The organism is Maritimibacter alexandrii (genome assembly GCF_005871115.1).
GTDB classification, from domain to species: Bacteria; Pseudomonadota; Alphaproteobacteria; order Rhodobacterales; family Rhodobacteraceae; genus Maritimibacter; species Maritimibacter alkaliphilus.
Genome location: NZ_SWKQ01000011.1, coordinates 32,603 through 57,367 on the forward strand (window position 1 = coordinate 32,603; position 24,765 = coordinate 57,367).

Annotated in this window: 25 protein-coding genes; 11 read left to right on the top strand and 14 right to left on the bottom strand. The window is 65.3% G+C overall.

The features are described 5' to 3' along the window. Positions 1–6 precede the first annotated feature (6 nt). Complete coding sequence (locus FCT00_RS08215) at positions 7–945, top strand: LysR family transcriptional regulator (RefSeq protein WP_138422615.1); 939 nt, start codon at positions 7–9, stop codon at positions 943–945. Positions 946–1,016: 71 nt separating this feature from the next. Continuing rightward, the gene (locus FCT00_RS08220; RefSeq protein ID WP_171042936.1) at positions 1,017–2,153 is read left to right on the top strand and encodes an FAD-dependent monooxygenase; all 1,137 of its coding nucleotides are present in this window, start codon (positions 1,017–1,019) and stop codon (positions 2,151–2,153) included. Between the two features lie 51 nt (positions 2,154–2,204). Here FCT00_RS08220 and FCT00_RS08225 read toward each other — a convergent pair whose 3' ends face one another. From FCT00_RS08225 to FCT00_RS08240, 4 genes are all read right to left on the bottom strand, one after another. Further along, on the bottom strand, positions 2,205–2,744 hold the full coding sequence (locus FCT00_RS08225; RefSeq protein ID WP_161600708.1) for a TetR/AcrR family transcriptional regulator: 540 nt from the start codon (positions 2,742–2,744) through the stop codon (positions 2,205–2,207). An 85-nt stretch (positions 2,745–2,829) separates the two neighbouring features. After that, positions 2,830–4,509 carry an FAD-dependent oxidoreductase gene (locus FCT00_RS08230; RefSeq protein WP_138422617.1) on the bottom strand — a complete coding sequence of 560 codons (1,680 nt, stop codon included), beginning with the start codon at positions 4,507–4,509 and terminating at the stop codon, positions 2,830–2,832. Positions 4,510–4,650: 141 nt separating this feature from the next. Next, entirely contained in the window at positions 4,651–5,616 is a 966-nt protein-coding gene (locus tag FCT00_RS08235) for a fumarylacetoacetate hydrolase family protein (RefSeq protein ID WP_008334967.1), read from the bottom strand. Between the two features lie 33 nt (positions 5,617–5,649). Then, positions 5,650–6,564, bottom strand: a complete 915-nt coding sequence (locus FCT00_RS08240) for an SDR family oxidoreductase (protein ID WP_138422618.1) — start codon at positions 6,562–6,564, stop codon at positions 5,650–5,652. A 171-nt stretch (positions 6,565–6,735) separates the two neighbouring features. Between FCT00_RS08240 and FCT00_RS08245 the strand changes: the two genes are divergently transcribed. Next, positions 6,736–7,752 carry an SMP-30/gluconolactonase/LRE family protein gene (locus tag FCT00_RS08245; protein ID WP_138422619.1) on the top strand — a complete coding sequence of 339 codons (1,017 nt, stop codon included), beginning with the start codon at positions 6,736–6,738 and terminating at the stop codon, positions 7,750–7,752. Positions 7,753–7,790: 38 nt separating this feature from the next. After that, complete coding sequence (locus FCT00_RS08250) at positions 7,791–8,657, top strand: DMT family transporter (protein ID WP_171042937.1); 867 nt, start codon at positions 7,791–7,793, stop codon at positions 8,655–8,657. 75 nt (positions 8,658–8,732) lie between these two features. On the opposite strand, the gene FCT00_RS08255 is transcribed toward FCT00_RS08250, so the two are convergent. Genes FCT00_RS08255 through FCT00_RS08275 form a run of 5 tightly spaced genes read right to left on the bottom strand, consistent with a single transcriptional unit; the run spans position 8,733 to position 13,841 of the window. Beyond that, on the bottom strand, positions 8,733–10,418 hold the full coding sequence (locus FCT00_RS08255) for a sulfatase-like hydrolase/transferase (protein ID WP_138422621.1): 1,686 nt from the start codon (positions 10,416–10,418) through the stop codon (positions 8,733–8,735). A 30-nt stretch (positions 10,419–10,448) separates the two neighbouring features. Then, positions 10,449–11,225, bottom strand: coding sequence for an ABC transporter permease (locus FCT00_RS08260; protein WP_138422622.1), 777 nt, complete (start codon positions 11,223–11,225; stop codon positions 10,449–10,451). Continuing rightward, positions 11,225–11,995 (bottom strand): ABC transporter permease, encoded by a 771-nt coding sequence (locus FCT00_RS08265; protein WP_138422623.1) that lies wholly within the window; start codon positions 11,993–11,995, stop codon positions 11,225–11,227. The genes FCT00_RS08260 and FCT00_RS08265 overlap by 1 nt, the downstream gene beginning before the upstream one ends. Positions 11,996–12,016: 21 nt before the next feature. Then, positions 12,017–12,988: an ABC transporter substrate-binding protein gene (locus FCT00_RS08270; RefSeq protein ID WP_138422624.1), complete on the bottom strand. Its 972-nt coding sequence runs from the start codon at positions 12,986–12,988 to the stop codon at positions 12,017–12,019. 52 nt (positions 12,989–13,040) lie between these two features. Continuing rightward, entirely contained in the window at positions 13,041–13,841 is an 801-nt protein-coding gene (locus FCT00_RS08275) for an ABC transporter ATP-binding protein (RefSeq protein WP_008334987.1), read from the bottom strand. A gap of 149 nt (positions 13,842–13,990) precedes the next feature. Here FCT00_RS08275 and FCT00_RS08280 point away from each other — a divergent pair, with 149 nt between their 5' ends. Continuing rightward, a complete protein-coding gene (locus FCT00_RS08280) occupies positions 13,991–14,644 on the top strand; it encodes a TetR/AcrR family transcriptional regulator (RefSeq protein WP_138422625.1) in 654 nt (217 codons plus the stop codon). 1 nt (position 14,645) lies between these two features. Here FCT00_RS08280 and FCT00_RS08285 read toward each other — a convergent pair whose 3' ends face one another. The 4 genes from FCT00_RS08285 to FCT00_RS08300 are packed head-to-tail and all read right to left on the bottom strand — an operon-like array spanning position 14,646 to position 17,394. After that, on the bottom strand, positions 14,646–15,116 hold the full coding sequence (locus tag FCT00_RS08285; protein WP_138422626.1) for a winged helix-turn-helix transcriptional regulator: 471 nt from the start codon (positions 15,114–15,116) through the stop codon (positions 14,646–14,648). 42 nt (positions 15,117–15,158) lie between these two features. Then, a complete protein-coding gene (locus FCT00_RS08290) occupies positions 15,159–15,584 on the bottom strand; it encodes a nuclear transport factor 2 family protein (RefSeq protein WP_138422627.1) in 426 nt (141 codons plus the stop codon). Beyond that, positions 15,581–15,817: a hypothetical protein gene (locus tag FCT00_RS08295; protein ID WP_008334991.1), complete on the bottom strand. Its 237-nt coding sequence runs from the start codon at positions 15,815–15,817 to the stop codon at positions 15,581–15,583. Before FCT00_RS08295 ends, FCT00_RS08290 begins: the two co-directional genes overlap by 4 nt. Then, positions 15,814–17,394, bottom strand: coding sequence for a phytoene desaturase family protein (locus FCT00_RS08300; RefSeq protein WP_138422628.1), 1,581 nt, complete (start codon positions 17,392–17,394; stop codon positions 15,814–15,816). Before FCT00_RS08300 ends, FCT00_RS08295 begins: the two co-directional genes overlap by 4 nt. 137 nt (positions 17,395–17,531) lie before the next feature. Here FCT00_RS08300 and FCT00_RS08305 point away from each other — a divergent pair, with 137 nt between their 5' ends. The 3 genes from FCT00_RS08305 to FCT00_RS08315 all read left to right on the top strand — a co-directional run bounded on the left by FCT00_RS08305 (position 17,532) and on the right by FCT00_RS08315 (position 19,495). Then, a complete protein-coding gene (locus FCT00_RS08305) occupies positions 17,532–18,143 on the top strand; it encodes a cupin domain-containing protein (RefSeq protein WP_138422629.1) in 612 nt (203 codons plus the stop codon). After that, positions 18,136–18,624: a VOC family protein gene (locus tag FCT00_RS08310; RefSeq protein ID WP_138422630.1), complete on the top strand. Its 489-nt coding sequence runs from the start codon at positions 18,136–18,138 to the stop codon at positions 18,622–18,624. Before FCT00_RS08305 ends, FCT00_RS08310 begins: the two co-directional genes overlap by 8 nt. A 70-nt stretch (positions 18,625–18,694) precedes the next feature. Continuing rightward, the gene (locus tag FCT00_RS08315; RefSeq protein WP_138422631.1) at positions 18,695–19,495 is read left to right on the top strand and encodes an SDR family NAD(P)-dependent oxidoreductase; all 801 of its coding nucleotides are present in this window, start codon (positions 18,695–18,697) and stop codon (positions 19,493–19,495) included. Here FCT00_RS08315 and FCT00_RS08320 read toward each other — a convergent pair whose 3' ends face one another. Further along, a complete protein-coding gene (locus tag FCT00_RS08320; protein ID WP_138422632.1) occupies positions 19,496–19,933 on the bottom strand; it encodes a hypothetical protein in 438 nt (145 codons plus the stop codon). It abuts the gene before it with no gap. A 147-nt stretch (positions 19,934–20,080) separates the two neighbouring features. On the opposite strand from FCT00_RS08320, the gene selD reads away from it, so the two are divergent. The 3 genes from selD to FCT00_RS08335 are packed head-to-tail and all read left to right on the top strand — an operon-like array spanning position 20,081 to position 24,597. Further along, positions 20,081–22,267 carry a selenide, water dikinase SelD gene (gene selD / locus FCT00_RS08325; RefSeq protein WP_138422633.1) on the top strand — a complete coding sequence of 729 codons (2,187 nt, stop codon included), beginning with the start codon at positions 20,081–20,083 and terminating at the stop codon, positions 22,265–22,267. A gap of 56 nt (positions 22,268–22,323) precedes the next feature. After that, positions 22,324–23,139, top strand: a complete 816-nt coding sequence (locus FCT00_RS08330; protein WP_138422634.1) for an MBL fold metallo-hydrolase — start codon at positions 22,324–22,326, stop codon at positions 23,137–23,139. A 36-nt stretch (positions 23,140–23,175) separates the two neighbouring features. Next, positions 23,176–24,597, top strand: coding sequence for an FAD-binding oxidoreductase (locus FCT00_RS08335; RefSeq protein WP_138422635.1), 1,422 nt, complete (start codon positions 23,176–23,178; stop codon positions 24,595–24,597). The last annotated feature ends 168 nt before the right edge of the window (positions 24,598–24,765 follow it).

Here is a 24,765-nt window from a genome sequence, read left to right on the forward strand (position 1 = left end):
GATAGGATGGACATGCGCTTCAAAGGGCTCGATCTCAACCTGCTCGTCGCGCTCGACGTGCTGCTTCGGGAGAAGAACGTCAGCCGGGCGGCCGAGAAACTGTTTCTCAGCCAATCGGCCACCTCCGGCGCGCTCGCGCGGCTCAGAGAGTATTTCAACGACGATCTGCTTGTGCAGGTCGGGCGGCAGATGGTGCTGACCCCGCGTGCCACGGCGCTGTCCGGCAAGGTGCGCTCGGCCCTCGTCCAGATCGACGGCACCATCATCCAGTCGCCGGAATTCGACCCCTCGACCGCTGTGCGCACCCTGCGCATCATCTCGTCCGACTTCATCACGATTTCCGTGTTGCGCGAGGCGGTGCGCGAGATCGGAAAATCCGCGCCGGGTCTGACCATCGACATTCAGCAACCCGCCAACAAACCGCACGAAAAGATCGAGCGGGGCGAAGTCGACCTTCTGCTCATGCCCGAGCTTTACATCTCGCCCGATCACCCGTCCGAGCAATTCTTCACCGACGATTACGTGGTGATCGCATGGTCCGGCAATACGCAGTTCGGCGATACGATCACCGAGGATCAGTTCTTCGCGGCCCGCCATGCGACCGTGATGTTCGAAAGCCACACGCCGTCCTACGAAGCGTGGTTCATCCAGAACAAGGACGGGCGCGAGCGCGACATCGCCATCGTCGTCGGCAGCTTCTCGGCGCTGCCCTTCATGATCGAAGGCACCGATTACCTTGCGCTCATGCACCGCTCGATGGCCGATATATTCGCCCGGCAGATGCCGCTCAGGCTTCTCCCCTGTCCGATCGACATTCCACCGCTGGTCGAGAGCATCCAGTGGCACACCTATTCCGACGGCGACGAATGCCTCGCCTGGGTGCGCGAAAAGATCCACGAACAGGCGCGCGGTCTGGCTATCGGCGCGGTGGATACGACGCATTAAATCAATCTATTTCACCGCTAGCTCACGGCCAGCTACTGTCGCGCGGTGAGGAATTTCCGTGGGAGGACACGATGAGCGGTAACCTGTCGAAACACGTCAAGACGGCGTTGATCGTCGGCGGCGGTGTGGGGGGACCTGCGGCTGCGATCCGCTTGGCCGAAAACGGCGTGACCGTCGATCTGGTCGATATCGAAGAGAACTGGGGTGCGGCGGGGACGGGCGTGACCCTGTCGTCGCTGACCTGCCGGGCGCTGTGCGACTTGGGTTTTGCCGACGACCTGATCGAGAAGGGGCACCTGCACGACGGCCTGACCATGTGCGACCCGGTCGGCAACGTCATCAACGATATCGAGGCCCCGCGCCTTTATTCGCCGGACGTGCCGGGCGAGGGCGGCGTGATGCGCCCGGTCCTACACGACATGATGGTGAACCGGATGCGCGATCTTGGCGTGACCATCCGCACCGGCACCACCGTCACGGCGCTGGAGCAGGACGGGCTTGCCGTCACGGCCCGTTTCACCGACGGAACGACGGGCACCTATGACCTCGTCATCGGGGCGGACGGGCTGTTTTCCAAGGTGCGCGAGATGGTGATGCCGGACGCGCCCAAGCCGGAATACACAGGACAGGTCTGCTGGCGCGCGCAGATGACGCTGCCGCAGCATTGGGAAAAGGCCAAGATGTTCATGGGGCCGGTCAAGGTCGGCTTCACGCCTTACGCCAAGGACCGGATGTATCTGTTCCTGCTGGAGAACGTGAAAGAAAAGCCGTTCTACAAGGAGGACGAGCTTCTGCCGAAGCTGCGCCAGCTTCTCATGCCGTTCGGGGGCGAGCTTGCGGGCATCCGTGACGAGATGGACGAAGACACGCCGATCCTTGCCCGCCCGCTGGAATCGATCCTGATCGACGGGCCGTGGAACGTGGGCCGGGTGCTGCTCATCGGGGATGCGGCCCATGCCACGACGCCGCATCTGGCCTCGGGCGCCGGGATGGCCGTCGAGGATGCGATCGTGCTGGTCGAGGAGTTGGACAAGGCCGACACGTTCGAAGGCGGGATCGAAGCGTTCATGGCCCGCCGCCTGCCGCGCGGAAAACTGGTCGTCGGCAATTCGCTGAAACTGGGCGAGTTGGAGCAGGAGGGGGCCGGGATGGACAAGATCGGCCCGCTCATGGGGCAATCGCTGGCTGCGATCGCGCAGCCCTACTGACGACGTGCGAATGGGTGGAAGAGGGCGGCCACGACGGCCGCCCTTTTTCGGTCAGCGGCTGGAAATCCCGGTGCTGAACAATTCGACCATGCGCGCGACCTGAACCGCGCGACGCGCACGATCCCCCGGTTGCAGGCCGAGGCCGAGGGTATCGACCAGAAGGGCGATGTCGTCGCGGTGGAAATCCGGCCGCAACTCGCCCGCTTCGATCCCCGACCGCCGGAACCGGTCGAGCACTTCGACCACCCGATCGCGCAAGTCGCTGAGGTCGCTTTCGGCCTCTGTCAGGGCAAGCGCCTGACCCAGTGCGGCATGGGCGGCGATGTCTTCGGCCAAGGCGTCGAGCATGAACCGGAACCCCTGCGGCGTGGCCGACACCTTTTCCGCCAATTGTTCGAAACGTGCTACGTTTTGCTCGAATACCGCCATGGCGAGGACGGAACGGTTCGAAAAGTTACGGTAGAGCGTGGCGCGCCCGACGCCGGCCTCGACCGCGATCCGGTCCAGCGCGATCACGAAACCGTCCCGCGCGAACACGTCGGCTGCCGCCTTCAGAATCGCTTCGCGGTTCCGAAGACCGTCAGCGCGCATCTTTTTCTGTCCCATACCTTTGATTATCTGGGCCTTCTTCGTTGAGCAAGTCAGTGCTGTCGCGGGGGGCGCGCCCGCCCCGGTCTTATACGTTCGGCACGGGCACCGTCTCGCCCGCCATGTGGCTGGCGGCGACGAAGCCGAAGGTCAGCGCGGGGCCAAGCGTCGCGCCGGGGCCGGGATAGGTGCGGCCCATGACGCTCGCCGTGTTGTTGCCGGTCGCATAGAGCCCTTCGATCACCTTGCCGTCCGAAGTCAGCACGCGGGCGAATTCGTCCGTCACCAGACCGCCCTTGGTGCCCAGATCGCCGGGGTAGATCTTGGTCGCCCAGAACGGTGCCTGTTCGATCCGTCCGAGGTTCGGATTCGGCTTCACGCGCGGATCGCCATAGTAATTGTCGTAGGCCGTGCGCCCGCGCTGAAAATCCTCGTCCACGCCGCTGTCGGCGAACCCGTTGAACCGCGCGATGGTGGCTTTCAGCCCGTCCACGTCCACCCCGGTCTTCGCGGCCAGATCGTCGATGCTGTCGGCCTTTATCAAGAACCCGCTCTCCAGCCAGTCCTGCGGCGTGCGCCCGCCCGGCGCGGTGCCGAACATGTACCGCTTGCGATGCCGGGCATCCATGATGAGCCACGCGGGGATCGCCGCGACCTGTTCGTTCCGGTCAAGCTGCGCGCGCCCCGCGTCCACGTAACTTTCGCTTTCGTTGCAGAACCGCGCCCCGGTCTGATCCACCATGATCGAATGCGGCAGCGACCGCTCCCACACCGGGAAGCCGGTGGTGCCGTCTGGGTAGAGCGTCGAGGGCCCCCACCACGCTTCGTCCATCAGGGCGAGGCCCACGTCCATCTCGTTCATCGTCAGGCGGATACCGTCGCCCGTATCCTTGGGGCTCGTTGACGACCATGTGCCGTCCACGGGCTGATGCGCCGCGCGGAATTCGGGATTGTGGGCGAACCCGCCCGCCGAGAGCAAGACACCCGTCTTGGCCTCGATCCGTTTGGTCGTGCCGTTCTCATCGACGACAAGACCCGTGACACGGCCCTCCGACTGCACGAACCCCGCAAGCGCCGTGTTGAGCCGGATTTCGGCATTGGTCTTCGTCGTGAAGATGTGCATGAGCTGCCCGGTCAGGGTCTGCCCGATGGTTTGGGGCATCCGCCCGGTGATCCGCCATGCCGCCGTCGTCAGCAGAATTTTCGCCAGCCGGAGCGCGGCTTTCAGCGTCCGGGTCGCAAGCGGCAGCAGGTAGACGTCATCGGTGGCAAAGGCCATCGCGGGGGCGTCCTGTTCGCCCTTGCGCTGACTGTCCTTCCACGCGCCCAGCTTGTTCGCGTCGAAGGTCTGGCCTTCGATGATCCGCCCGATCTTGCCGCCGGGCCGGTCGGGGTAATAGTCGGGATAGTTCGGCGCGCGCTGCCAGCGAAACCCCATCTTCTCGGCATATTCCGCCATGCGCGGCGCGTTGGCGATGTAGGACAGCTTGCGCTGGCGGGACGAGCAGGGGCCGACCTCCTCGATCACGTCCTCCATATAGGTCAGCGCCTCCTGCGGGGAATCCGCCGCGCCATCGGCCTTCATCAGGTGGTTGTTCGGCACCCAGACCCCGCCGCCCGACAGGGCAGATGTGCCGCCCCATTTGTCGGTCTTTTCGATGAGCAGGACGGATTTCCCCGCATCCGCCGCCTTGATCGAGGCCAGCAGCCCCGCGGCACCCGACCCGACCACGATTACGTCGACGCTTTCATCCCAGTTTTCGGCCATTTCGCACCCTCCCGTTCGCGTTGTGGACATGAGTGTCCACTTGTCGCGCGTTCCGGTCAATACTGTCCACTTCCGGGCCGCACAAAAAAGGCGGCCCGCAAAGGGCCGCCAGTCCATTGCCCGAGGGCAACTGGGAGAAATTCAGGCTGCGACGACTTTCTGGTCGATCGCGCCGAAAACCGATTGTCCGTCCGCGTCGAAGACTTCCATCTTCACCGTGTCGCCGAAGCGCATGAACGCGGTCCTGGCTTCGCCCTCGTCGATCATTTCGATGCCCCGACGCTCGGCGATGCAGGACGAGCCGACTTCGCGGTAGGTTTCGTTCGACACGGTGCCCGAGCCGATGACCGTTCCGGCCACGAGATCGCGGGAATAGGCGGCGTGCGCGACCAACTGGTCGAACCCGACGGACATGGCATAGCCGTTCGCCGCGCCGAATTTCTCGCCGTTCCACCAGACGTTCAGCGGCAGATCCACGCGCGCGTCGCGCCATGCGTCGCCCAACTCGTCCGGCGTCACGGCGATGGGCGCCATGGCGCAGGGCGGCTTGGCCATGACCCAGCCGAAGCCCGATTTCATCTCGAGCGGCGCGATCCGGCGCAGGGACCAGTCGTTGATCTGCACGATCAGCCGGATGTGCTTGCGCGCATCCGTGGCCGACGTGCCCAGCGGCACCTCGTCGGTGATGATGCCGAACTCGCCCTCGAAATCGATGAAATCGTCTTCGGTGGGGAATTTCACATCCTGCGTCGGCCCGTAGAACTTCGACGAAACCCCCTGATACATATAGGGAAATGGAGGTTTGAACTTGTCCTCCATGCCGAAGACCTTGTCCATCAGGTCGCCGTGGCTGTCAAAGGCCGACCCGTCCAGCCATTGCCATGCGCGCGGCAGGGGGGCGAGTGCGGCGGCGGGTTCGAACCCGCCGCCAAGCCCGTTGTTGACCGCTTCGTATTCCATTTCGAGCTGGATCTCGACCTCGTCCCAGCGTTCCATCAACTCCTGCATCGTGTGGGCGCCCTTGGCCGGTTCGATCCGGGTCAGGTCGCGACTGACGATGAAAAGCCGCCCGTCCTTGGTGCCATCGGGCATGGTTGCGAATTTCATTCTGTCCTCCCAGTGGGTTGTTCTTGTTCGGTGTCAGATCATCGCGGCGGCGACAAGGGCGGCCGCATCCGCATCGCGGGTAAAGCCCAGCCGGTCCGCCGTCTCGGTTTCCAGACGCGGGTACGATCCGAACAGCGCGACGACCTCGGGGTGCGGTGCAAAGGTGACGGTCGAAGGACTGCCCGGGAACCGGGATTTGAGCGCCGCCACCAGCTCCCCGAAGGTGAGCGAAAGTGCGGGCAGGGTGAATGCCCTGTCCGGCCCGATGTCCGTCAGCTTGGAACCGTGGACGAAGTTGGCGGCCACGTTGTCGACCGAGGTGAGCCATGTGCGGCTGTCCTCGGCCACCGGGAGCGTGATGTCCTCGCCGCGTTTCACGCACCAGAACAGCCGCGACATGAAGGCTGTCTTCAGCCCCGCGTCGGCCCCGTCCCGCGCCATAACGCCGGAGGGGCGCAGAGACACACCGTCAAGCCAGCCGCGCGCGGCGAAGTTCGACAGGGCGACCTCCATCATCAGTTTCTGCGCGCCGTAGATCATCGTGGGGGCAAAGGGCGTCGCATCCGTCACCGGGTCGGGCAGGGGTTTGGCATAGACCGCGATGGTCGAGGCAAAGACCATCCGCGTGTCGGGCCGCGTGTCGCGCAGATGCTCGAACAGCCCGAGGGTCGCGTCCACATTGACGGCCCGCGCCAGCGCATAGTCCGCTTCCGCCGCTCCGCCGAGGATCGCCGCGAGCAGGATCACCGCATCGGTCCCGTCCAGCGCCGCATCCCGCAGGGCAGGGTCCGCGAAGTCGCCGACATGGGTCGTGACGGGTTTGCCGTCCGGGGCGGGCATGTCGACGCGGTCGACCATCGCGATGCGCTCGATATCGGGATCAACGGCCAGCCGACGGGCGACCCGTTGTCCGACGAACCCACCCGCGCCAATCACCGCAATCTTCATTCTGGACGTCCCGTCTTGCAAATTGAACAGTTGACCAAGTAATAAGTCCCGGACCGTGCAGAGACAAGGAATCCCGGCCGTCCGGCGCATTTCTTTTTTCGCGGTAAGGTATTGGCCCGATCCATAGATGCGGATGGCTTGGCGGGTCCGGTGAGGCGAAAGGATACAGGCATGACGAACCCCCTGATCGGATTTCAGATCGACCCGGCGGAGCTGTCCTATATCGGGCACGACCTCGAACGCCCGGAGTGCATTCTGGCCGAACAGGATGGCACACTCTGGAGCGCGGATGGCCGGGGCGGCGTCATGCGCATCGACCCGGACGGGACGCAGGCGTTGATCCTCCAGAAGGGGACCGAGGCGAACACCGCGTCTTCGTTCGAGGATCGCCTCGTCAACACGACCGGCAGCCTGCCCAACGGCCTGACCTTCGCTGCGAACGGCGACTTCCTGATCGCGAATTTCGGCACCGACCGGGTGGAGCGGATGACGCGCGACGGCGAGACGAGCGTGGTGATCGACAACGTCGACGGGCGGCCCTTCGGCAAAGCCAATTTCGTGACCCGCGACACGAAAGGGCGGCTCTGGCTGACCGTGACGACCACGATGAACCCCTGGACCGACCACGTGAAAACGAATTCCCGCGACGGCTACATCGCCCTCATCGACGAGCGCGGCGCGCGGATCGTGGCAGACGATCTGTGCGGCACCAACGAGTTGCGCTTCGACGCGAACGAAAACTGGCTTTACGTCGCCGAAACCACCAGCCGGAACATCACCCGGTTCCGGGTCGACGGCGATACGTTGAAGGATCGCGAAATCTACGGGCCGACCGTGTTGCCGGGCTTCTGCGACGGCATCGCGCTCGACACTTACGGCAATCTCTGGACGACGCTCATAATGGCCGACCAACTGGTCGCGATCACGCCCAAAGGTGACGTGCTCACCATACTCGACGCGGGCGGTGACCCCGCGGCGCTGGCCCGGCTGGACGAGGCGTGGCGCAAGGGGCAGGTGACGCCGGAGATCATGCAGGCCTGCGGTGGTCCGCAGTGTCGCTGGATGGCCTCGCTCACCTTCGGGGGGCCGGACCTGAAAACGGTCTATCTGGGCAGCCTTCAGGGCACGACGATCCCGTATTTCCGGTCGCCGGTCGCGGGATTGCCGCTCATCTACTGGAACGGCTGAGGCTGGCGCCGGGTCGGCCCGCTCGTTAGATGGTTAACATGGAAACGATTCTGCCCGCCGCCCTGTCGCTTGCCGCCGCCGCTCTCTGGGGCCTGTGTAACCATATTCAGCGCCATGCGCTCGACGACACCGACACGATGACGGGCGCGTTTCTGTCGGTGGCGGTGGTCGCCGTATGCTGTTGGCTGGCCGCGCCCTTCTTCGTCGATCCAAGCTGGTGGAGCTCGCGCGGCACGCTCATCTTCGTCATCGTGGGCGTGTTCTTTCCGGCCCTCGGTCAACGGTTTCAGATCGCGGGCGTCTCGCTCGTCGGTCCGGCGCTGACCGCTTCCATCGCCGCCTTTACCCCGGTGATCGCGATCGGCCTCGGCGTCCTGTTCCTTGGCGAGTCCCTTGGCCTTCAATCCGCGATCGGGCTGATCCTGACCATCGCCGGGCTGCTTCTGGCGACGTGGTCGCCGCGCGGGATCAAGCGGGGGTGGCCGCTCTGGGCCATTCTCGTGCCGCTCGGCGCTTCGCTGGTGCGCGGGATCAGCCAGCCCGGTCTGAAATTCGGGATGCAGGACGTGCCCAGCCCGCTGTTCGCGCTGCTCGTCACCACGACCGTCTCGTCGCTCGTCCTGGGCGTCATGCTGGCCCTCCACCACCGGCAGGGCCGCACGCGCTTCGGGTCCGGCGTCGGATGGTTCGCCCTGAACGGCCTCGTCAACGGAGCCGGCATTCTGGCGCTGAACGCGGCCCTCACGATGGGCACCCTCACGCTCGTTTCGCCACTATCGGGCACGGTTCCGCTCTGGGCACTGCTGCTGGGTCTGTTCGTGTTCAAGCGCGAGACGCTGAAGTGGAAACACCTCGCCATCGCGCTCCTCATCGTCGTGGGCGGTGCGCTGATCGTGACGCGGTAGGCGTTCTAAGACGCCCGAGACCCGCTTTTTGCCGGTGCGGGGCGGCCCGACGGGTGACGCGCGAACGCCGCGCGCTCAGGTCGCCGGGCGTTTGTCCTGCGCGGTGCGGGTCACGTAGTGATCGACCGACCCCGGCGGCACGTCTTCGGGTGCCCAGACCCCGATCATGATGCCCGATCCCGGCCCCATGTTCTTGCGCCGCGACAGGATCTGTTTCGTCGGCACGGTGACCCGCTGCGAGTTGCGCAGCGCCCAGTGGTGCAGATGTTCGTACATCTCGGCGATCGTGTCGGCATGGTCCGGGGACTTGCCCAGATCGACCAGTTCGTTCGGATCGTTCTTCAGGTCGAACAGCACCGGGCGGAAGCCGCCCTCGAAATGGATCAGCTTCCATTCTTTCGTCGCGACCATGAACATGCGGCTGTCGTCGGGGGCGAGCCCCATGTGCTCGGCCTGCGGCGTGTGGCCGAAGTCGTATTCGCAGAAGCTGACGTCACGCTTGGTGCGCTTTGCCGTCCCGTGCAGGATCGGGATCAGGCTTTCGCCCTCGAGGATATGGTCCACATCCGTCGCGTCGCCGCCCGCCACCTCGTAGAACGTCGGGGCAAGGTCGATCATCTCGACCAGCGCGTCGCAGGTGGTGCCGCGCGTCGCGTCCGCCTCGGGCGAGGGGTCGTAGATGATGAGCGGCACTTTCACCGAGGTGTCGTGGAAGAACATCTTCTCGCCCATCCAGTGATCGCCGATGTAATCGCCGTGGTCGGAGTTGATGACGATCATCGTGTCCTCCATCCGGCCCGACTTTTCGAGGTATGCCCACAGCACGCCCATCTGGTCGTCGATTTGCTTGATGAGACCCATGTAGGCGGTCAGCACCGTCTCGCGCACATGGTCCTGCGAAAAGCTCTTACCGACCGGCGCTTCGATCATGCCGCGCACGACGGGATGATCGGTGTCCTTTTCCGCCTCGGCGCGAACGGGCGCGATGAAGTGCTCTGGCCCATACATATCGTGGTAGGGCGCGGGCACGATATAGGGCCAGTGCGGTTTTATCAGCGACAGGTGGCAGCACCACGGGCGATCCCCGGCCTGCTCGATGAATTCGATCCCGCGCCGGGTCATATAGGGCGTCTCGCTGTCCTCTTCCGCGATGTTCGCGGGCTCGGTCGAGTTCTTCAGGAACCAGCCGGAGAGCACGTTGCCCGCGTCGTCGAGGCCCGAATTGGCGTAGTCGTGCCAAGGGTTCTCACCCTCGTAGCCTTTTTCGCGCAGATAGGCGTTGTACTTGTCCGCCGAATGGGTTTCGAGGAACGGCCCGCCCTTTACCTTGCCCTCGAAGGCAAGCCCGTCGTCGCGTTCGAACGCGTCGAAACCACATTCCGACACGCGCGCGCCGATCAGGCTGTCGGGCTCCAGCCCGAGCCGTCGCATCCCTTCGGCATCCGCCTGCATGTGGGTCTTGCCGACAAGAACCGCGTCCATCCCCATGTTGCGCAGGTGGTCGCCCATGGTCATCTCGCCCACGTTCAGCGGATAGCCGTTCCAAGCGGCCCCGTGGCTGTGCACGTAGCGCCCCGTGTAGGTCGACATCCGGCTGGGCCCGCAGAGCGGCGACTGGATGCGCGCATTGGTGAAGCGCACGCCCATCTTGGCGATCCGGTCGATGTTCGGCGTGTCGAGGTGCGGGTGGCCGTAGCAGCTCAGATAATCCCAGCGCAGCTGGTCGAACATGATGAACAGGATGTTCTTGGCCTTGGCCATGGTGGCACCTCGTTTGTGCGGGTGATGGATTTATTGCCGACCGGCAAGCGCAGAGCGGCGGTAGTGCCAGTCGAGCAACCGGCGGTTGGCCCAGTTCGTCGCGCCGTTCACGATGACCGACACGATGGCGATGACGATCAGCGCCGTCATCACGCGGGTCATCGAGAAATCGGATTGGGCGATGCGCAGGTAATCGCCCAGCCCGTTGGTGGACACGATGATCTCGGACACGACGGTCAGCAAAAGCGCGACGGTGATCCCCAGCTTGATGCCCGCGAAGATGCGGGGCAGGGCGGCGGGCAGGTCGATCATGGTCATCCGCTCCCACGTCGTGAGGCGCAGCGACCGGGCGAGGCGGGCTTGCATCGGGTCCTGGACCTTCACCGCGTCGATGGTGTTGATGACGATGGGAAAGGACGCACCCCAGACCACGACGACCAGCTTGGCCGCGTCCCCGATGCCCAGAAGCATGATGGCAAGTGGGACGACCGCGATGGGGGGGAGGGGGCGGAAGAATTCCAGCACCGGCTCGACGATCTCGCCCAGCACGCGGATGCGGCCAAGGACGATGCCGAGCGGCAGCATGGTGACCAGCGCGATCAGAAATCCGATGGCAGCCCGGCGCAGGGTGTCGAGCGTGGCGGCCCAGAGGTTTGACCAGTCTTCGACAATCGTCATAGCGACGGCGCTGGCGCGCGGGAAATAGAAGCTGTCCGCGATCATCGCCCAGACCTCCCAGACGACGAGGATCAGCAGGATGAAGATGATGCCCGGCCAGTTGATGCGGCCATTGATGAACCTGTCCATTACGCGGCGGCTCCCATAGCGGAATAGCGGCTCTGCCAGCCGGCCAGCGGGTAGCGCACGGCAGCGACAAGGAAATTCATGGCGATCCCCAAGAGGCCAATGATGAACATGAGCGCATACATCTGATCCCACAGCAGACTGAAGCCCGCGTTATAGATCATCGCGCCAAGGCCCTGACCGCCGAGCAGCATTTCGGTTGCCGTGGTGGCGAGGAGCGAGACCGAGGCGGACAGCCGGATCCCGGTGAAAATCTCGGGCATCGCGGCGGGAAGGCGGATCTGCCACAGGATCTGCCAATCGGTCAGGCCATAGATCTTGGCGGTGTTCACCTGCACAGGCTCGACCGTCGACAGCGCGTTCGAGGCCGAGATGTAGGTGGCCCACATGCAGCCGAAGATGATGACGAAGTAGAACAGCGCGGGCGTGATCCCGAGCACGAAGATCAGAAGCGGCACGAGCGCCGGGGGTGGTAACGAACGCAGGATGTCTGTGATCGGCTCCAGCGCGCGGCGCAGAAGCGCGAAACGCGCGGCGACCAGCGCGACGGCGATGGCGATGACCACCGCGACCGACAGCCCGATCAGCATCCTCTGGACGGTGGCGAAGAAGTTCAGCCAGAAATCGCCGCTGGTCACGAAGGCCCAGATCGCGGCCCCGATCGAGGCCAGCCGGGGCATGTAGTCGGGCGACACGAGGCCGGTCGCGGTCACGATTTCCCAGATCACGAGGAAAATCAGAAGACCGAAGGTCCGTCTTGCGAGCAAAAGCATCGTGTCGCCCCTTGGCCTGGCTTACTTGTAATCCACGGCGCGCACGGCGTCGTTCAGGTCAAGCTTGCCTTCTTCGATCATGCCGGTCAGCACCATCTGCTCCAGCAGCGGCTCGTACTGGTCGATCGTGGTGGTGAAGCTTTTCGCCTTGAGCGGCAGCGGCGTCGCGTTGGCGGCCCCTTCGGGCATCCCGAACTCGGCCATCAGGATCGCGTTGACCTTGGACCGGTCCTCGACCAACTCGCGGTAGGACTGCTCCATCGCGGCGAGAAAGCGTTTGGCGATGTCCTCGTTCTCGGCCAGCCACTTGTCCTGCGCGAACCATGCGCCGAGCGCATATTCGGTGCCTTCGTCGGAATGGATCAGGCCATTGGCAAGCTCGACCGCGTTGATTTTGTCCGACGACATGATCATGCCGTGGAACGGCTCACCGACATGCACGGCGTCCACGTTGCCGACCTCGAGCGCCGAGGGAAGCTGCGGGAAGGGCAGGGCGACGAATTCGACCGTGCTCGGATCAGCGCCGGCGGCGACCATGTGGCTCATGAAAGCCAGTGTGGCGGGCGAGTTCTTGGCGACGACACCGATGGTCTTGCCTTCGAGCGACTTGAGGTCGGTGGTCCCGGCCTCTTCCGTGCCGATCAGCCAGTTGTGGTTGTAGTCGGGCTGACGCTCGGTGTCGCCGGTGCCGAAGACGGCGATGGGCAGACCCTTGGAGCGGGCCAAGAGCGCGATCCCGGCAGCGGTCTGGCCGATGTCTGCCGACCCCGAGGCAAGCGCGGTCATAAGCTCCGGCCCGCCGTTCACCACGGTCAGCTCGATGTTCAGGTCGTGCGCCTCCATGATCCCGCTGTCGATGGCGTATTTGATCGACACCAGCGGCGGGATTTTCATGTAGGCGACCTTGACCGTGTCCATCGCAAGGGCTGCGACGGGCGCGGCGGCGGTCAGCGCGGCCAGCGCCACACCTTTCAGAAAGTTACGTTTTTTCATGGTTTCCTCCCTCGGAATGATACCCGCGGCTGGCGGGACTTGACCTGTCAGGTCATGATCGCTTGAACGACCGGATGCGCTCGATCACCTCGTGACGGATGCGCAGGAACTCCGGGTCCTCGCGGGTTGTGAGATGGTCGCGGGGCTTGGCCAGCGGCACCTCGATCTCTTCGACGACGTGGGTCGGGCGGTTCGACAGAACGACGATCCGGTCGGCCATGTAGACGGCTTCCTCGACATCGTGGGTGACGAGGATGCAGGTCTTGTTGAATTGCTTGGCAAGCCGGAGCAGCAGATCCTGCATGTCCGCGCGGGTCTGCGCGTCCACGGCGGCGAGCGGTTCGTCCAGCAAGAGCAGCTTGGACCGCGTGGCCAGCGCCCGCGCAATGGCGACGCGCTGTTGCATCCCGCCCGACAGCTCCCACGGATAGCGATCCTCGAACCCCTTGAGGCCCACCGCTTCCAGCATTTCCATCGCGATGGCGCGCTTTTCCTCTTTCGTGGCCTTCAGACGCCGCATCGCGAAGAGCACGTTCGCGATGTTGCGCTTCCACGGCAAAAGCGAGCGGGAGTAATCCTGAAACACGACCGACAGCCCTTCGGGTGGCCCATCGACCGCTTTGCCCTGAAACAGCACCTGACCTTCGTCGGGCACATAAAGCCCGGCCAGCGACATCAGAAGCGTGGTCTTGCCGCAGCCCGACGGGCCGACGATGGTCAGGAATTCTCCGGGCTTGGCCGCGAACTCGATCCCGCCTAGGATCTTCAGACGTTCCGAACGCGATCCGAGCGATTTCTGAAGCCCGGTGACGGACAGGATGTCGACAGCCGATGCGGCTCCGTCGTCAAACATGCATTCCTCCCCACGCGACTCGCGTCACGCTTCCTTTGCATTTCGCTGAAGCTTATTTATACAATCAACCAAATAGTGGAAAATCGCATATCCCAAGGTGATGTATCGGTCTGGTCGATAGGTCGCAGGGACAGTCAGGGGAAGGTCCAATGGCAGCGGCGGCACGTAAGCAGAAGGTCACACGCCAGAACGGCGATCAGACCCGCGAAAAAATCCTCGATGCGGCCGAGGCATCGTTCGGGGAACAGGGTTTCGCGGCTGTCTCCTTGCGCGAGATCACGACGCGGGCCGAGGTGACGCTGGCGCTCGCCTCTTACCACTTCGGGACCAAGGACAACCTGTTCGAAGAGGTGGTCGCGCGCCGCGCCACGATCTTGTGCGCCGAGCGTCAGGCGCGGCTCGACGCGTTGGAGAACCCCGACGTGCGTGCGATTCTGGGCGCTTTCTTCGGTCCGCTCTTCGATATGGCCAAATCCGGCGACCCGGGCTGGCCCGCCTATTTCCGCGTGCTCGCCCGTCTGGGCGAGGGCGACGAATGGATGCATCTTCTGAGCCGATATTTCGACGAAACCGCGCAGGCCTTCGTCGCCGCGCTTCAGAAGGCGATGCCCGGCGTCGATCCGGACGGGCTCAACCGCGGCTTCGTGATGGCCCTGCACGCCATGCTCGCCACCGTGTCGCAACATGCGCGTGTGACGACCCTGACCGGGGGCAAGGTGTCGGCCCATAATCTAGAAGCCGCGCAGGAGGCGCTGTTGACCTTCGCCACCGCAGGTATCGAAAGCTTCGATAGCAGGCGCTGACTTATTCCCCGAAGCGAGCGCGCGCGGCCTCGACCTCGGCGCTGTTCGTTTCGATCCAGCGAATGACGCGGTCCAGTTCCCCGGCCAGCCCCCGGCCCAGATCGGTCAGCGCATAGTCCACCCGGGGCGGCACGGTGTCATGCTCGCGCCGCGCCACGAACCCGTCGCGTTCCAGCGCGCGCAGGCGCAGGGTGAGCATGCGTTGGGATATGTCCCGCTCCGCCGACAGCGCGGCGATCACCCGTTTCAGCGTCGCGTGGCGGAAGGTTCCGGTCGCCAGCACCTTGAGGATCAGCGCCGACCAGTTGTCGCCCATCCGCGCCAGAACCTCGCGCACGGGCGCGTCCTTGTCCGGCGGCACGTCGCCCATCTGCCGCGCCAGATCGGACAGGCCAGCCAAACGCGGGTCGTCGCCCGTGCGCGACGGTTCGCCAATGGTCAGAAGGGTGCGCAACTCGGTTTCGGTGGGCATGGCCCAAAGCTATGCCAAAACCCGCCCCCGCCGTCCATCGGCCTAGTGCGGCAGACCCATTTCGATCTCGGTGCCGTCGAGCTTGATATTGGTGAAGCTGTTGTAGGCCACCTGAATTTTGGTGAACCGACCGTCGCGCAGATCATACATGATGAGCCCGTGATAGACGAACATCTCGCCCTTTCGGACCGCGCCGAACAGCGTGTCCGGGTTGTCGGCGAGCGCCTCGAACTCCGTCCGCATCTCGATCGCGACATGGTCGTCGTTCCCGATGAAGCGCAGCGGGTTCAGCCGTTCGTCGAAGTCCGGCCAGATCTTGTTCTGGTAATGATCCTTCATCCCCGCGACCCCGGTGAACCGCAGCGCGCCGTTCAGCATCTCCATATCGTCCGCGATGTAATCCTCGAAGGCCGATGCGTCGCGGGCGTTGAACCGGGCGATGTAGTCGTCGAACGTCGCGCGGTTCACTTGGCGCCCTTCTTTTTCGGCGGTTTGGCGCTGCGGAACCAGATCGTCAGCAGGAACCAGATCGTGCGTGCGTTGAGCAGCTTCAGCGCCGCGCGCGCCTCCTCCGGCGACAGCTTCGCGGTCATCGGCATCGCCCCGAAAATCTTCCCCCGCACCACGAGGTAGTTGCGCTCATCCGCCTCGATCTTCGAGACGGTCATGAGTTCCTTGCCGGTGTTGTCGAGCAGTTTCATGCGATCACCTGTTCAAAGTCGATGCCAAGGTCGTCGAACATTCGCAGCGCGGTGGCGCGCCCCGCGCCGAACACGCCGCCGCCCGGATGCTGGAACGGCCCCACCAGATACAGCCCCTCGACCCCCGGCACGGTGTATTGGCCAAGGTCCGGGTTCGGGCGGTGCCCCATCGACTGATAGAGGAACGGCGCGCAGCCATGCATATCGCCACCGACGAAGGAGTTCGGGCTTGAGCGTTCCATGTCGAGCGGCGACCAGTGCGACGCCGCGATGATGTTGTCAGTCCCGAGGTTCGAGATGAACGGATCGTATTGGCGCAGCGTTTCCGCCGCGTAATCCTCCTTGATCTCGTCCCACTTCTCCGGCCCCTTGCCGTCGATGTTGTAGGGCACCATCGTGATCGAGTGGAAAATCCCGGCACCCGCCGGCGCGCGCGACGGGTCGCCATGCGTCTCGTCCCCGCCGCCCAGAAGCCTGCGGGCCGGGATGCGTTTGCGCCGGATGTCGTCGAAGTCGTTCAGCATCGGCTCCAGCGTATTGTAGGGGAAGTATTCCAGCATGACGGCGGCGGTCACGTCCTCGCCATAGCGATACTTGGTCTGCTCGCGCAGGTCGTAGTGGCTGACGAACAGCGACTGGGTCGAGAGCGTCACGTTCTTCGCGCGGGTCTTCACGCCCTCGTCCAGACCGTCGATGAATTTCGACAGGACATGCGGGTGGATCGCGCCGATCACCGCGTCCTTGGCCATGAAGGTCTCGCCCGTGGTCAGCCGCAGCCCCTTCGCCTCGCCGGATTCCACGATCACCTTGTCGACCTCGGCACCCAGCCTGATCTCGCCGCCCTGATCCTCCAGACAGCGCACCAGCGCGTCGGTCAGCCCGCCCGAGCCGCCGACCGGCTGGCTCACCCCGTATCGGTGGATGATGCCGGGCATGATGAAGATGCCCATGCCGGTGCCCAGTTCGTCGGGCAGTTGCAGGTTCTCGGTCACCAGCTTGATGAGGTGCAGCTTGACCCGGTCGTCCTCGAACGCGTTGTCGATGATGTCGAGCGACGAACGGTTCATCGCGTCCAGCACCTCGCGCCCCTCGGCCTCCATGTCCATCATCGCCATGAACGGCCCCCACGGCAGCGGCGGCGCGTAGGAACCCGACATGATCATCGGCAGCATCCGCATCGCGCGCTCGGCGAACCGGCGATAGGTCACCGCGTCGTTCTTGTTGAACTCGGCGATATTGGCGCAGGCCTGATCGAGGTCTTTGGGGGTGATGAGCGCTTCGCCATCGGGAAACAGCGAGGCATAGGGGACGTCCGGGTAGCGATACTCCAGCCCGTATTTCCCGATGAGGTCCAGTTCGTCCTCGGTAATCATCGGATTGCCCTGGATCATGATGTGCACCGACGAATGCAGATCGTGCCGATAGCCCGGCGTATTGATCTCGCGCGTGACGACCCCGCCACCCGGCCATTCCTGCCGTTCGAGGATCAGCACCTTCTTGCCCGCGCGGGCAAGGTAACAGGCGGCCACCAGACCGTTGTGACCGGCCCCCATCACCACGACGTCATAGTTCGACATGAAGTCCTCCCAACTGAATGGCACATCCTTATCCGGCCCCCGCCGGAGCGCGAAAGAAGGCACATTTCTGTACCCACCTTGAACGACCGACCAATTTACTGCAAGAATTGGTCGATCGACCAAATAGGGGGGCTTCGATGGTCAGCCAGAACGTGCGCCGTGTGGTTACGGGCCATGACGACAGGGGCAAGGCGGTGGTCCTGTCGGACGGCGCGCCGCCCAACGTGATTCGCCCCGAACATCAGCCGGGTCTGGCGTTTCACGAGCTGTGGCACACCGATGCCTCGCCCGCGCCGGTCACCGCGACCGAAGCCGAGCCGACCGAGCGCTATACCGAAACCGCCCCGCCGCCTCACGGCACGATCATCCGCATGGTCGACATCCCGCCGGAAGGGGAGGACGGGCCGGATTTCGACAAGGAAACCGCCCGTGCGCTGTTCGAAAAGGTCGGCCTGGCCGAAAACGCCGAACATACGATCCCTGGCCGCCACCCGCTCATGCACCGGACCGAATCCATCGACTACGGCATCGTTCTCGAAGGGCAGATCGTCCTCCTGCTGGACGACAGCGAAGTGGTGCTCGAACAGGGCGACATGGTCGTTCAACGCGGCACGATCCACGCCTGGACGAACCGCACCGACCGGATCACGCGGATGCTCTTCGTGCTCACCGACGGCGCCTTCGCCCCGGATCTCGCGCGCAAGACCGCCGAACACGACAAACGGATCAAGGAGTTGGCAGGTGTCTGACGGCGCGTTCCCAGATCTCAGGTTCCATCACGTCGGCTTCTCCGTCGCCGATATCGAAACCGCCATTTCCTTTTACGGCGAGGTGTTCGGCATGGAGGTCGAGGAGCGCCGCTACCTCGAACCCATCGACACGCACCTCGCCTTCCTGCGGCGCGACGATTTCCGGTTCGAGTTCTTCCAGAAGGGCGGCTCGCGGCCCGTGCCCGAGCATCGGCTGAAACCCAACACCGACCTTGGCGAGCAGGGCACCAAGCATCCCTGTTTCTCGGTCGAAGACCCGCAGATCGCGCTCGAACTCCTGCATGCCCGGCCCGATTGCGAAATCGTCGGCCTGATGCGCGAACTCGGCAAACCGATGCTGCACGAGGTCGACCCGGTCCTGACCGAGGGCGACCCGCGCCCGCGCGCGGTGGCCTTCTTCTTTCGCGACCCGAACGACCTCATCGTCGAAATCCTCCGGGCCGCGAACTTCCCGGACTGATCTTCTCTGTTTCAAGAAACCTCGGGGTCCGGGGCAGCGCCCCGGTCCGACCCCGCCGAAAGGACCGCACATGGCCTATTCTCTCGATGGCAAAGTCACAATCGTCACCGGCGGGGCCGGGGGCATCGGCTCCTCGGTCTGCCGGATTATGGCCGCGCACGGCGCCCGGATCGTCGTGGCCGATATCGACCTCGACCGGGCGCAGGCTCTGGCCGATGAGCTTGGCGAAGAGGCCATCGCGACCCACCTCGACCTCGCCTCCGAGGACAGCATCCGGGCGATGTTCGCCACCACGATGGATCGGTTCGGGCGCCTCGACGTGATCGACAACAACGCGGCACTCCTCAGTGCCGAAATGGCGCAGCGCGACGGCGACATCGAACATATGGCGACCGCAGATTGGGATGCGACCTATGCCGTCAACACGCGCGGCACGATGATCGCCTGCCGCGAGGCGCTGAAGATCATGTCGCCGCAGGGGTCTGGGTCGATCATCAACACCGCCTCCAACCTGGCACTTCAGGGCAACCTCATCCAAGCGGCCTATTCATCGTCCAAGGCCGCCGTGATCCAGATGACCCGTTCCATCGCCACCTCGCACGGCAAGCGCGGCATCCGCGCCAATGCAGTGCTTCCGGGGCTGACAGGCACGCCCGCCGCGCTCGCCCACCTGCCGCAGGAACTGCGCGAAACGGTCGAGGAAGAGACGCTGACACCCTATCTGGGCGGGCCCGACGACATCGCGCATCTGGTGGCGTTCCTCGCCTCGGACGAGGCGCGCTATATCACCGGGCAGGCCTTCGCGGCGGATGGCGGCACCTCGGTCCACATCCCCGGTTTCGCGCGCCTCAGCCGGTTTTTTCAGGGCTAGTCAGCCCGCGAAATCCACCACGGCCACATAGCTGCCATTGAAGGCGCGGTAGAACACGACCGTCCCGACGGGCGAGGAATTGACCAGCGCGTTGCGGGCGGCGGCCGGGTTCAGGTGGCAGTAGCTCGTCACCGTCGCCCGTGACAGAAGCGAGCGGCGTTCGACCGTGGTGAAGAACCCGTCATAGCTGTCGCTGACCGTCGATTTTCCGAACTTGTGGACATTCGCCCGGTCCTGCTGAAGCACCTGACCCGCCGTGGTCAGCCGATTGCCGGACGAGTTGAAGTGATCGAAATTCGACCATTCCGCCGAATAGGTGACGATGACCTGACCGGGGATCGAACTGATTCCGTCATTGCCGTAAGGAATGCAGGACTGGGCCCGGACGGGCGCTGCGGTCAAGACGAGCGCGACGGCGAGCGTGGCGATTTTGCGCATGGTGATCTCCTTTGTGCGCCGATGATAACATGGCGCGCCGCCTCGCGTCCTGACCCCGATCAAATCCGCGCTCTTCCCCCGTCTCGGTCGTCGCGCCGCATGGGCAAAGGCCGCACCCTGCGCTAAACGGGGACGGAAGGAGAGCCCATGCAGCCCCAGATCCCTCTGACCCGAGACCTCGTCCTCATCGGTGGCGGCCACGCCCATGCGCTCGCCGCCCGGATGTGGGGGATGAAGCCGGTGCCGGGGGTGCGCCTGACGCTCATCAACCCCGGCCCGACCGCGCCTTACTCCGGAATGCTGCCGGGCCATATCGCGGGGCATTACACCCGCGACGATCTGGACATCGACCTCGTGAAACTCGCGCAGTTCGCGGGCGCGCGGCTGATCCTCGGCGCGGCGGAGCATATCGATCCCGTCGGCAAGAACATCCGCCTGAACGGCGGGCGCAGGGTGGCCTATGACGTGGCGTCGATCGACGTCGGCATCCATGCCGAAATGCCGGGGATCGAAGGGTTCGCGGACCACGGGCTCGGGGCCAAACCGCTGGATCGTTACGCCGCGGGCTGGGCCGACTTCGTGGAGCGCGCCAGGGCGGGCGCGGTCGCGCCTGAGGTCGCGGTGATCGGCGGCGGCGTGGCCGGGTGCGAGCTTGCGATGGCCATGTCCCACCGCCTTTCGTCCATCGGCCTCACTCCGTCGGTCACTCTGATCGAGGCGGGCCCGGAGTTGAGCGGGTTCGCGCCCCGGGCCATGAACCACGTGCGCCGTGGGCTGGCACAGAACGGCGTCACGGTTCTGACCGGCGCGGCGGTCGAGGCCGTCACCGATACGGCGGTCTGTCTGTCCGAGGGGCGTATGGTGCCCGCAGCCCTGACCGTCGGGGCGGCGGGGGCCTTTGCCCACGGCTGGCTGTCGTCCAGCCCCCTGCCGCTCACCGACGACGGCTTCCTGCGCACCCGCCCCACATTGCAGGTCGAGGGCCATGACGATCTGTTCGCCGTGGGCGACTGCGCCCACCTGATCGAAACGCCGCGCCCCAAGGCCGGGGTCTATGCGGTGCGCGCCGCGCCGGTGCTGGCGGCGAACCTGCGGGCCGCCGTGGCGGGCGGCGTCCTGCGATCCTTCCGCCCGCAGTCCGACTTTCTCAAACTCGTCTCGCTGGGCGGCAAATCCGCCCTCGCGACCAAGTGGTCCGCCGCCGTATCCGGCCCGCTGCTCTGGCGCTGGAAGAACCGGATCGACCAGAAATTCATGGATCGGTTCCGGCATCTGCCCAAGATGCCCGCAGAGCCGCTCCCCGATCAGGTCGCCCAAGGCGTGCGGCAGGAGCTTGGGTCCGAGGCGCAGATGCTGTGTGCCGGATGCGGGTCCAAGGTCGGGCCGGGGGTGCTCTCGACCGCGCTCGACCGCCTTGGGTCCGGCGCGCGGCGCGACGACGTGCTGACCGGCCCCGGCGACGATGCGGCGGTGCTCGCCATCGGCGGCGCGCGGCAGGTGCTGACTACCGATCATCTGCGCGCCTTCACCGAAGACCCCGCGCTCTTTTCCCGTATCGCGGCCATTCACGCGCTGGGCGACATCTGGGCGATGGGCGCCGAGCCGCAGGCCGCGCTCGTCTCGCTCACCCTCCCGCGCCAGTCCGAGGCGCTTCAGGCCCGCGTGATCGAGGAAATGATGGGCGCGGCGCAGGAGGTGTTCACGCAGGCCGGGGCCGAGATCGTGGGCGGGCACAGCACAATGGGGGCCGAGACGGTGCTGGGCTTCACGCTCACCGGCCTTCTCGACCGCGACCCGATCACCGTCGCGGGTGCGCGCCCCGGCGACGCGCTGATCCTGACCCGGCCCATCGGCACCGGCACGATCCTCGCGGGCGAAATGCAGGGCGTGGCCGAGGGCCGCGACGTGGCCGCCATGCTGAACCGCATGGCCCGGGCGCAGGGCGACACGGCCCGCGCGCTTGCTCCGGCCCATGCCATGACCGACGTGACGGGCTTCGGCCTTGCCGGTCACCTCGCGGCGATTTGCCGGGCTTCGGACGTGGGGGCCGAGATCGACCTTGCCGCCGTGCCCACCTATCCCGGTGCCCGCGAACTCGCGGCACGGGGCGTCCGCTCGACGATCCACGCCGCCAACATGGCCGCCGCCCCGGTTGCGGGGTTCGGGGACGGCGACCTCATGTCGCTTCTTCACGACCCCCAGACCGCAGGCGGCTTCCTCGCCGCCGTCGCGCCCGAAGACGTGGACGATTGCCTGGCCCGGATCGACGCGACCGGCGAAACCGGCGTCGTCATCGGGCGGATCGTCGAAGGGCAGGGCATGCGTCTGGCCTGACGCCGCTCACACGGAGTTGAGGCGACGCGCCCGTGATCCGTGTCAGGATGCCTGCCATGTCGATGATCCGGTTTGCCGCTGCCCTCACCCTTGTCGCCACACCTGCGCTCGCGCAGGAGCGGATCGAGTCGCACTGTCACGCGCTCGCGCAGGACATGGGCGTGCCGTTTCTGCACAAGGCCAACTATGTCGACGAGGTTCCGGCGGACAATGTGCGCATCTCCTATGTCGGGCACGCCTCGTTTCTGATCCAGACGCCCGGCGGGCTGAATTTCATCACCGACTACACCGGCGATCAGGGCGGCGCGCGGCTCATCCCCGATGTGGTCACGATGAACAACGCCCATATCAGCCACTTCACCATGTCGCCGGACCCGGACATCGCGAACGTGTTGCAGGGCTGGGCCGATGCCGATGGTCCCAAGGCGCACGAACTCGATCTTGGCGAGGCGCTCATCCGCAACGTGCACACCGACATCCGGTCCTTTGACGGACGGGTCGAGGACGGAAACTCGATCTTCGTCTTCGAAATGGCCGGTCTTTGCATCGGCCACCTCGGACACCTGCATCATGTGCCGGACGCGGGCCAGTATGCCGAGGTCGGGCGGCTCGACGTGGTCATGGCCGCTGTGGACGGCGGCGTTTCTCTGGACACGCAAAGCATGATCGAGGTGATGGAGCGGTTTCGCGCCCGCGTGGTCATCCCGATGCACTGGTTCGGGCGCTACACGCTCGACAGGTTCATCGGCGGGATGCGGGCCGGTGGCTTCGACGTGGTGGATGCGGGCATCGGGTCGATCACCCTGTCGATGGACACGCTCCCACGCACCCCCACGGTTATGGTCCTGCAACCGGGCCTGTTGACCGAGTGACTTGCCCTGCGCTCTGCGCGGTGCCATCCATCTGACATGACGGACCTGACCCCTGCCGACGACGCATTCGCCGACCGCCTGCGCACGCGCCTGCCCGACGCCGCCTTTCGCGACCTGACGCCCGGATACCTCGAAGAGCCGCGCGGCCTGTTTCACGGCGGCGAGGGGCTGCTGGTCGCCCCCGGCTCGACCGACGAGGTGGCCGAGGTGGTGCGCGCCTGTGCCGAGGCGCGGGTGGGGATCGTGCCCTATGGCGGCGGCACCGGGCTGGTCGGCGGGCAGATCATGGAAAACGGCCCGCGCCCGGTGATCCTGTCGCTTGAACGGCTCACCCGTGTGCGCGGCGTCTACCCGGCGGAAAACGTGGCCATCGTCGAAGCGGGCGTGATCCTTGCGGACCTACAAGCCGCCGCGCTGGCCGAGGATCGGCTGTTTCCCCTGTCGCTCGCCTCCGAAGGCTCGGCGCGGGTCGGCGGCGTGCTGTCGACAAACGCGGGCGGCGTGAACGTCCTGCGCTACGGCAACACGCGCGAGCTGTGTCTGGGGCTGGAGGCGGTGCTGCCCGACGGCTCGATCTGGCACGGGCTGAAACGGCTGCGCAAGGACAACACCGGCTATGATCTGCGCGGCCTCATGATCGGGGCCGAGGGCACGCTGGGCATCATCACGGCGGCGACCATGCGGCTTTTCCCGCGTCCCGCCCGCACCGGCACCGCGCTTTTCGCCGTCGAAAGCCCGGCTGCCGCGCTCGACCTGCTCGCGCTCGCGGGCGCGCGGATCGGGCAGGGGATCAGCGCGTTCGAACTCATGTCGGGCGAGGGGCCGCGCTTCCTTATCGAAACGGATTGTCCCGCCCGCTGCCCGGTGGACCCGATCCCGGAGTGGTCGGTGCTGATCGACCTTGGCCTCGGCGCCGGCGACGACCCGGACGAGGCGCTTACCGGTCTGTTCGAGGCGGCGCTGGAAGCGGGGCTGGTCTGGGACGGCGTCATCGCCCAGTCCGAAGCGCAGCGCAGCGCGTTGTGGCAGATGCGCGAGGAAATCCCCGAGGCGAACCGGCGCATCGGCTCGGTCTCGTCCCATGACATCTCTCTCCCGCTCTCGTCGATCCCGGATTTCTTCGACCGGGCGCGGCAGGCGGTGGCGAAGGTCGGGGATTTTCGCATCAACGCCTTCGGGCATCTGGGCGACGGCAACCTGCACTACAACATCTTCCCGGCGGCAGGCGTGGCGCGGGCCGAGGTGATGGACCGACGCGCCGAGGTGGCGGAAGCGGTTTATGATCTGGTGGCCGGGATGGAGGGATCGTTCTCGGCCGAGCACGGTGTCGGGCGGCTCAAGGTCGGCGATCTGGAGCGGTATGGCGCCCCCGCCAAACTGGCCGCGATGCGTGCGATCAAGACGGCGCTCGATCCGAAAGGGATCATGAATCCGGGTGTCATGCTGCGCGACAGGTAAAGCGCGGCGCGTTAACGGAAGTCGCGGTATTTACCTGTTTTAAAAGGAAAACCTTTTCCGCGGCAAAGGTTTTACGGCCGAAATGCCCGTCAAAACGAAGAGCGCCCCGCCGGGGGGACGAGCGGGGCGCTGCACGGGGGGACGTGCGTATGCAAGCAGCGGTTTGCT

Excerpts from the sequence above, each read along its gene's own strand:
- FCT00_RS08300 (WP_138422628.1), bottom strand. The coding sequence starts at position 17,394 with ATGTCGAACTATGACGTCGTGGTGATGGGGGCCGGTCACAACGGTCTG.
- FCT00_RS08220 (WP_171042936.1), top strand. The coding sequence starts at position 1,017 with ATGAGCGGTAACCTGTCGAAACACGTCAAGACGGCGTTGATCGTCGGC.
- FCT00_RS08250 (WP_171042937.1), top strand. The coding sequence starts at position 7,791 with ATGGAAACGATTCTGCCCGCCGCCCTGTCGCTTGCCGCCGCCGCTCTC.
- FCT00_RS08285 (WP_138422626.1), bottom strand. The coding sequence starts at position 15,116 with ATGCCCACCGAAACCGAGTTGCGCACCCTTCTGACCATTGGCGAACCG.
- FCT00_RS08330 (WP_138422634.1), top strand. The coding sequence starts at position 22,324 with ATGTCGATGATCCGGTTTGCCGCTGCCCTCACCCTTGTCGCCACACCT.
- FCT00_RS08215 (WP_138422615.1), top strand. The coding sequence starts at position 7 with ATGGACATGCGCTTCAAAGGGCTCGATCTCAACCTGCTCGTCGCGCTC.
- selD (WP_138422633.1), top strand. The coding sequence starts at position 20,081 with ATGCAGCCCCAGATCCCTCTGACCCGAGACCTCGTCCTCATCGGTGGC.
- FCT00_RS08235 (WP_008334967.1), bottom strand. The coding sequence starts at position 5,616 with ATGAAATTCGCAACCATGCCCGATGGCACCAAGGACGGGCGGCTTTTC.
- FCT00_RS08305 (WP_138422629.1), top strand. The coding sequence starts at position 17,532 with ATGGTCAGCCAGAACGTGCGCCGTGTGGTTACGGGCCATGACGACAGG.
- FCT00_RS08320 (WP_138422632.1), bottom strand. The coding sequence starts at position 19,933 with ATGCGCAAAATCGCCACGCTCGCCGTCGCGCTCGTCTTGACCGCAGCG.
- FCT00_RS08245 (WP_138422619.1), top strand. The coding sequence starts at position 6,736 with ATGACGAACCCCCTGATCGGATTTCAGATCGACCCGGCGGAGCTGTCC.
- FCT00_RS08265 (WP_138422623.1), bottom strand. The coding sequence starts at position 11,995 with ATGCTTTTGCTCGCAAGACGGACCTTCGGTCTTCTGATTTTCCTCGTG.
- FCT00_RS08270 (WP_138422624.1), bottom strand. The coding sequence starts at position 12,988 with ATGAAAAAACGTAACTTTCTGAAAGGTGTGGCGCTGGCCGCGCTGACC.
- FCT00_RS08275 (WP_008334987.1), bottom strand. The coding sequence starts at position 13,841 with ATGTTTGACGACGGAGCCGCATCGGCTGTCGACATCCTGTCCGTCACC.
- FCT00_RS08240 (WP_138422618.1), bottom strand. The coding sequence starts at position 6,564 with ATGAAGATTGCGGTGATTGGCGCGGGTGGGTTCGTCGGACAACGGGTC.
- FCT00_RS08260 (WP_138422622.1), bottom strand. The coding sequence starts at position 11,225 with ATGGACAGGTTCATCAATGGCCGCATCAACTGGCCGGGCATCATCTTC.
- FCT00_RS08295 (WP_008334991.1), bottom strand. The coding sequence starts at position 15,817 with ATGAAACTGCTCGACAACACCGGCAAGGAACTCATGACCGTCTCGAAG.
- FCT00_RS08230 (WP_138422617.1), bottom strand. The coding sequence starts at position 4,509 with ATGGCCGAAAACTGGGATGAAAGCGTCGACGTAATCGTGGTCGGGTCG.
- FCT00_RS08225 (WP_161600708.1), bottom strand. The coding sequence starts at position 2,744 with ATGCGCGCTGACGGTCTTCGGAACCGCGAAGCGATTCTGAAGGCGGCA.
- FCT00_RS08335 (WP_138422635.1), top strand. The coding sequence starts at position 23,176 with ATGACGGACCTGACCCCTGCCGACGACGCATTCGCCGACCGCCTGCGC.
- FCT00_RS08280 (WP_138422625.1), top strand. The coding sequence starts at position 13,991 with ATGGCAGCGGCGGCACGTAAGCAGAAGGTCACACGCCAGAACGGCGAT.
- FCT00_RS08315 (WP_138422631.1), top strand. The coding sequence starts at position 18,695 with ATGGCCTATTCTCTCGATGGCAAAGTCACAATCGTCACCGGCGGGGCC.
- FCT00_RS08255 (WP_138422621.1), bottom strand. The coding sequence starts at position 10,418 with ATGGCCAAGGCCAAGAACATCCTGTTCATCATGTTCGACCAGCTGCGC.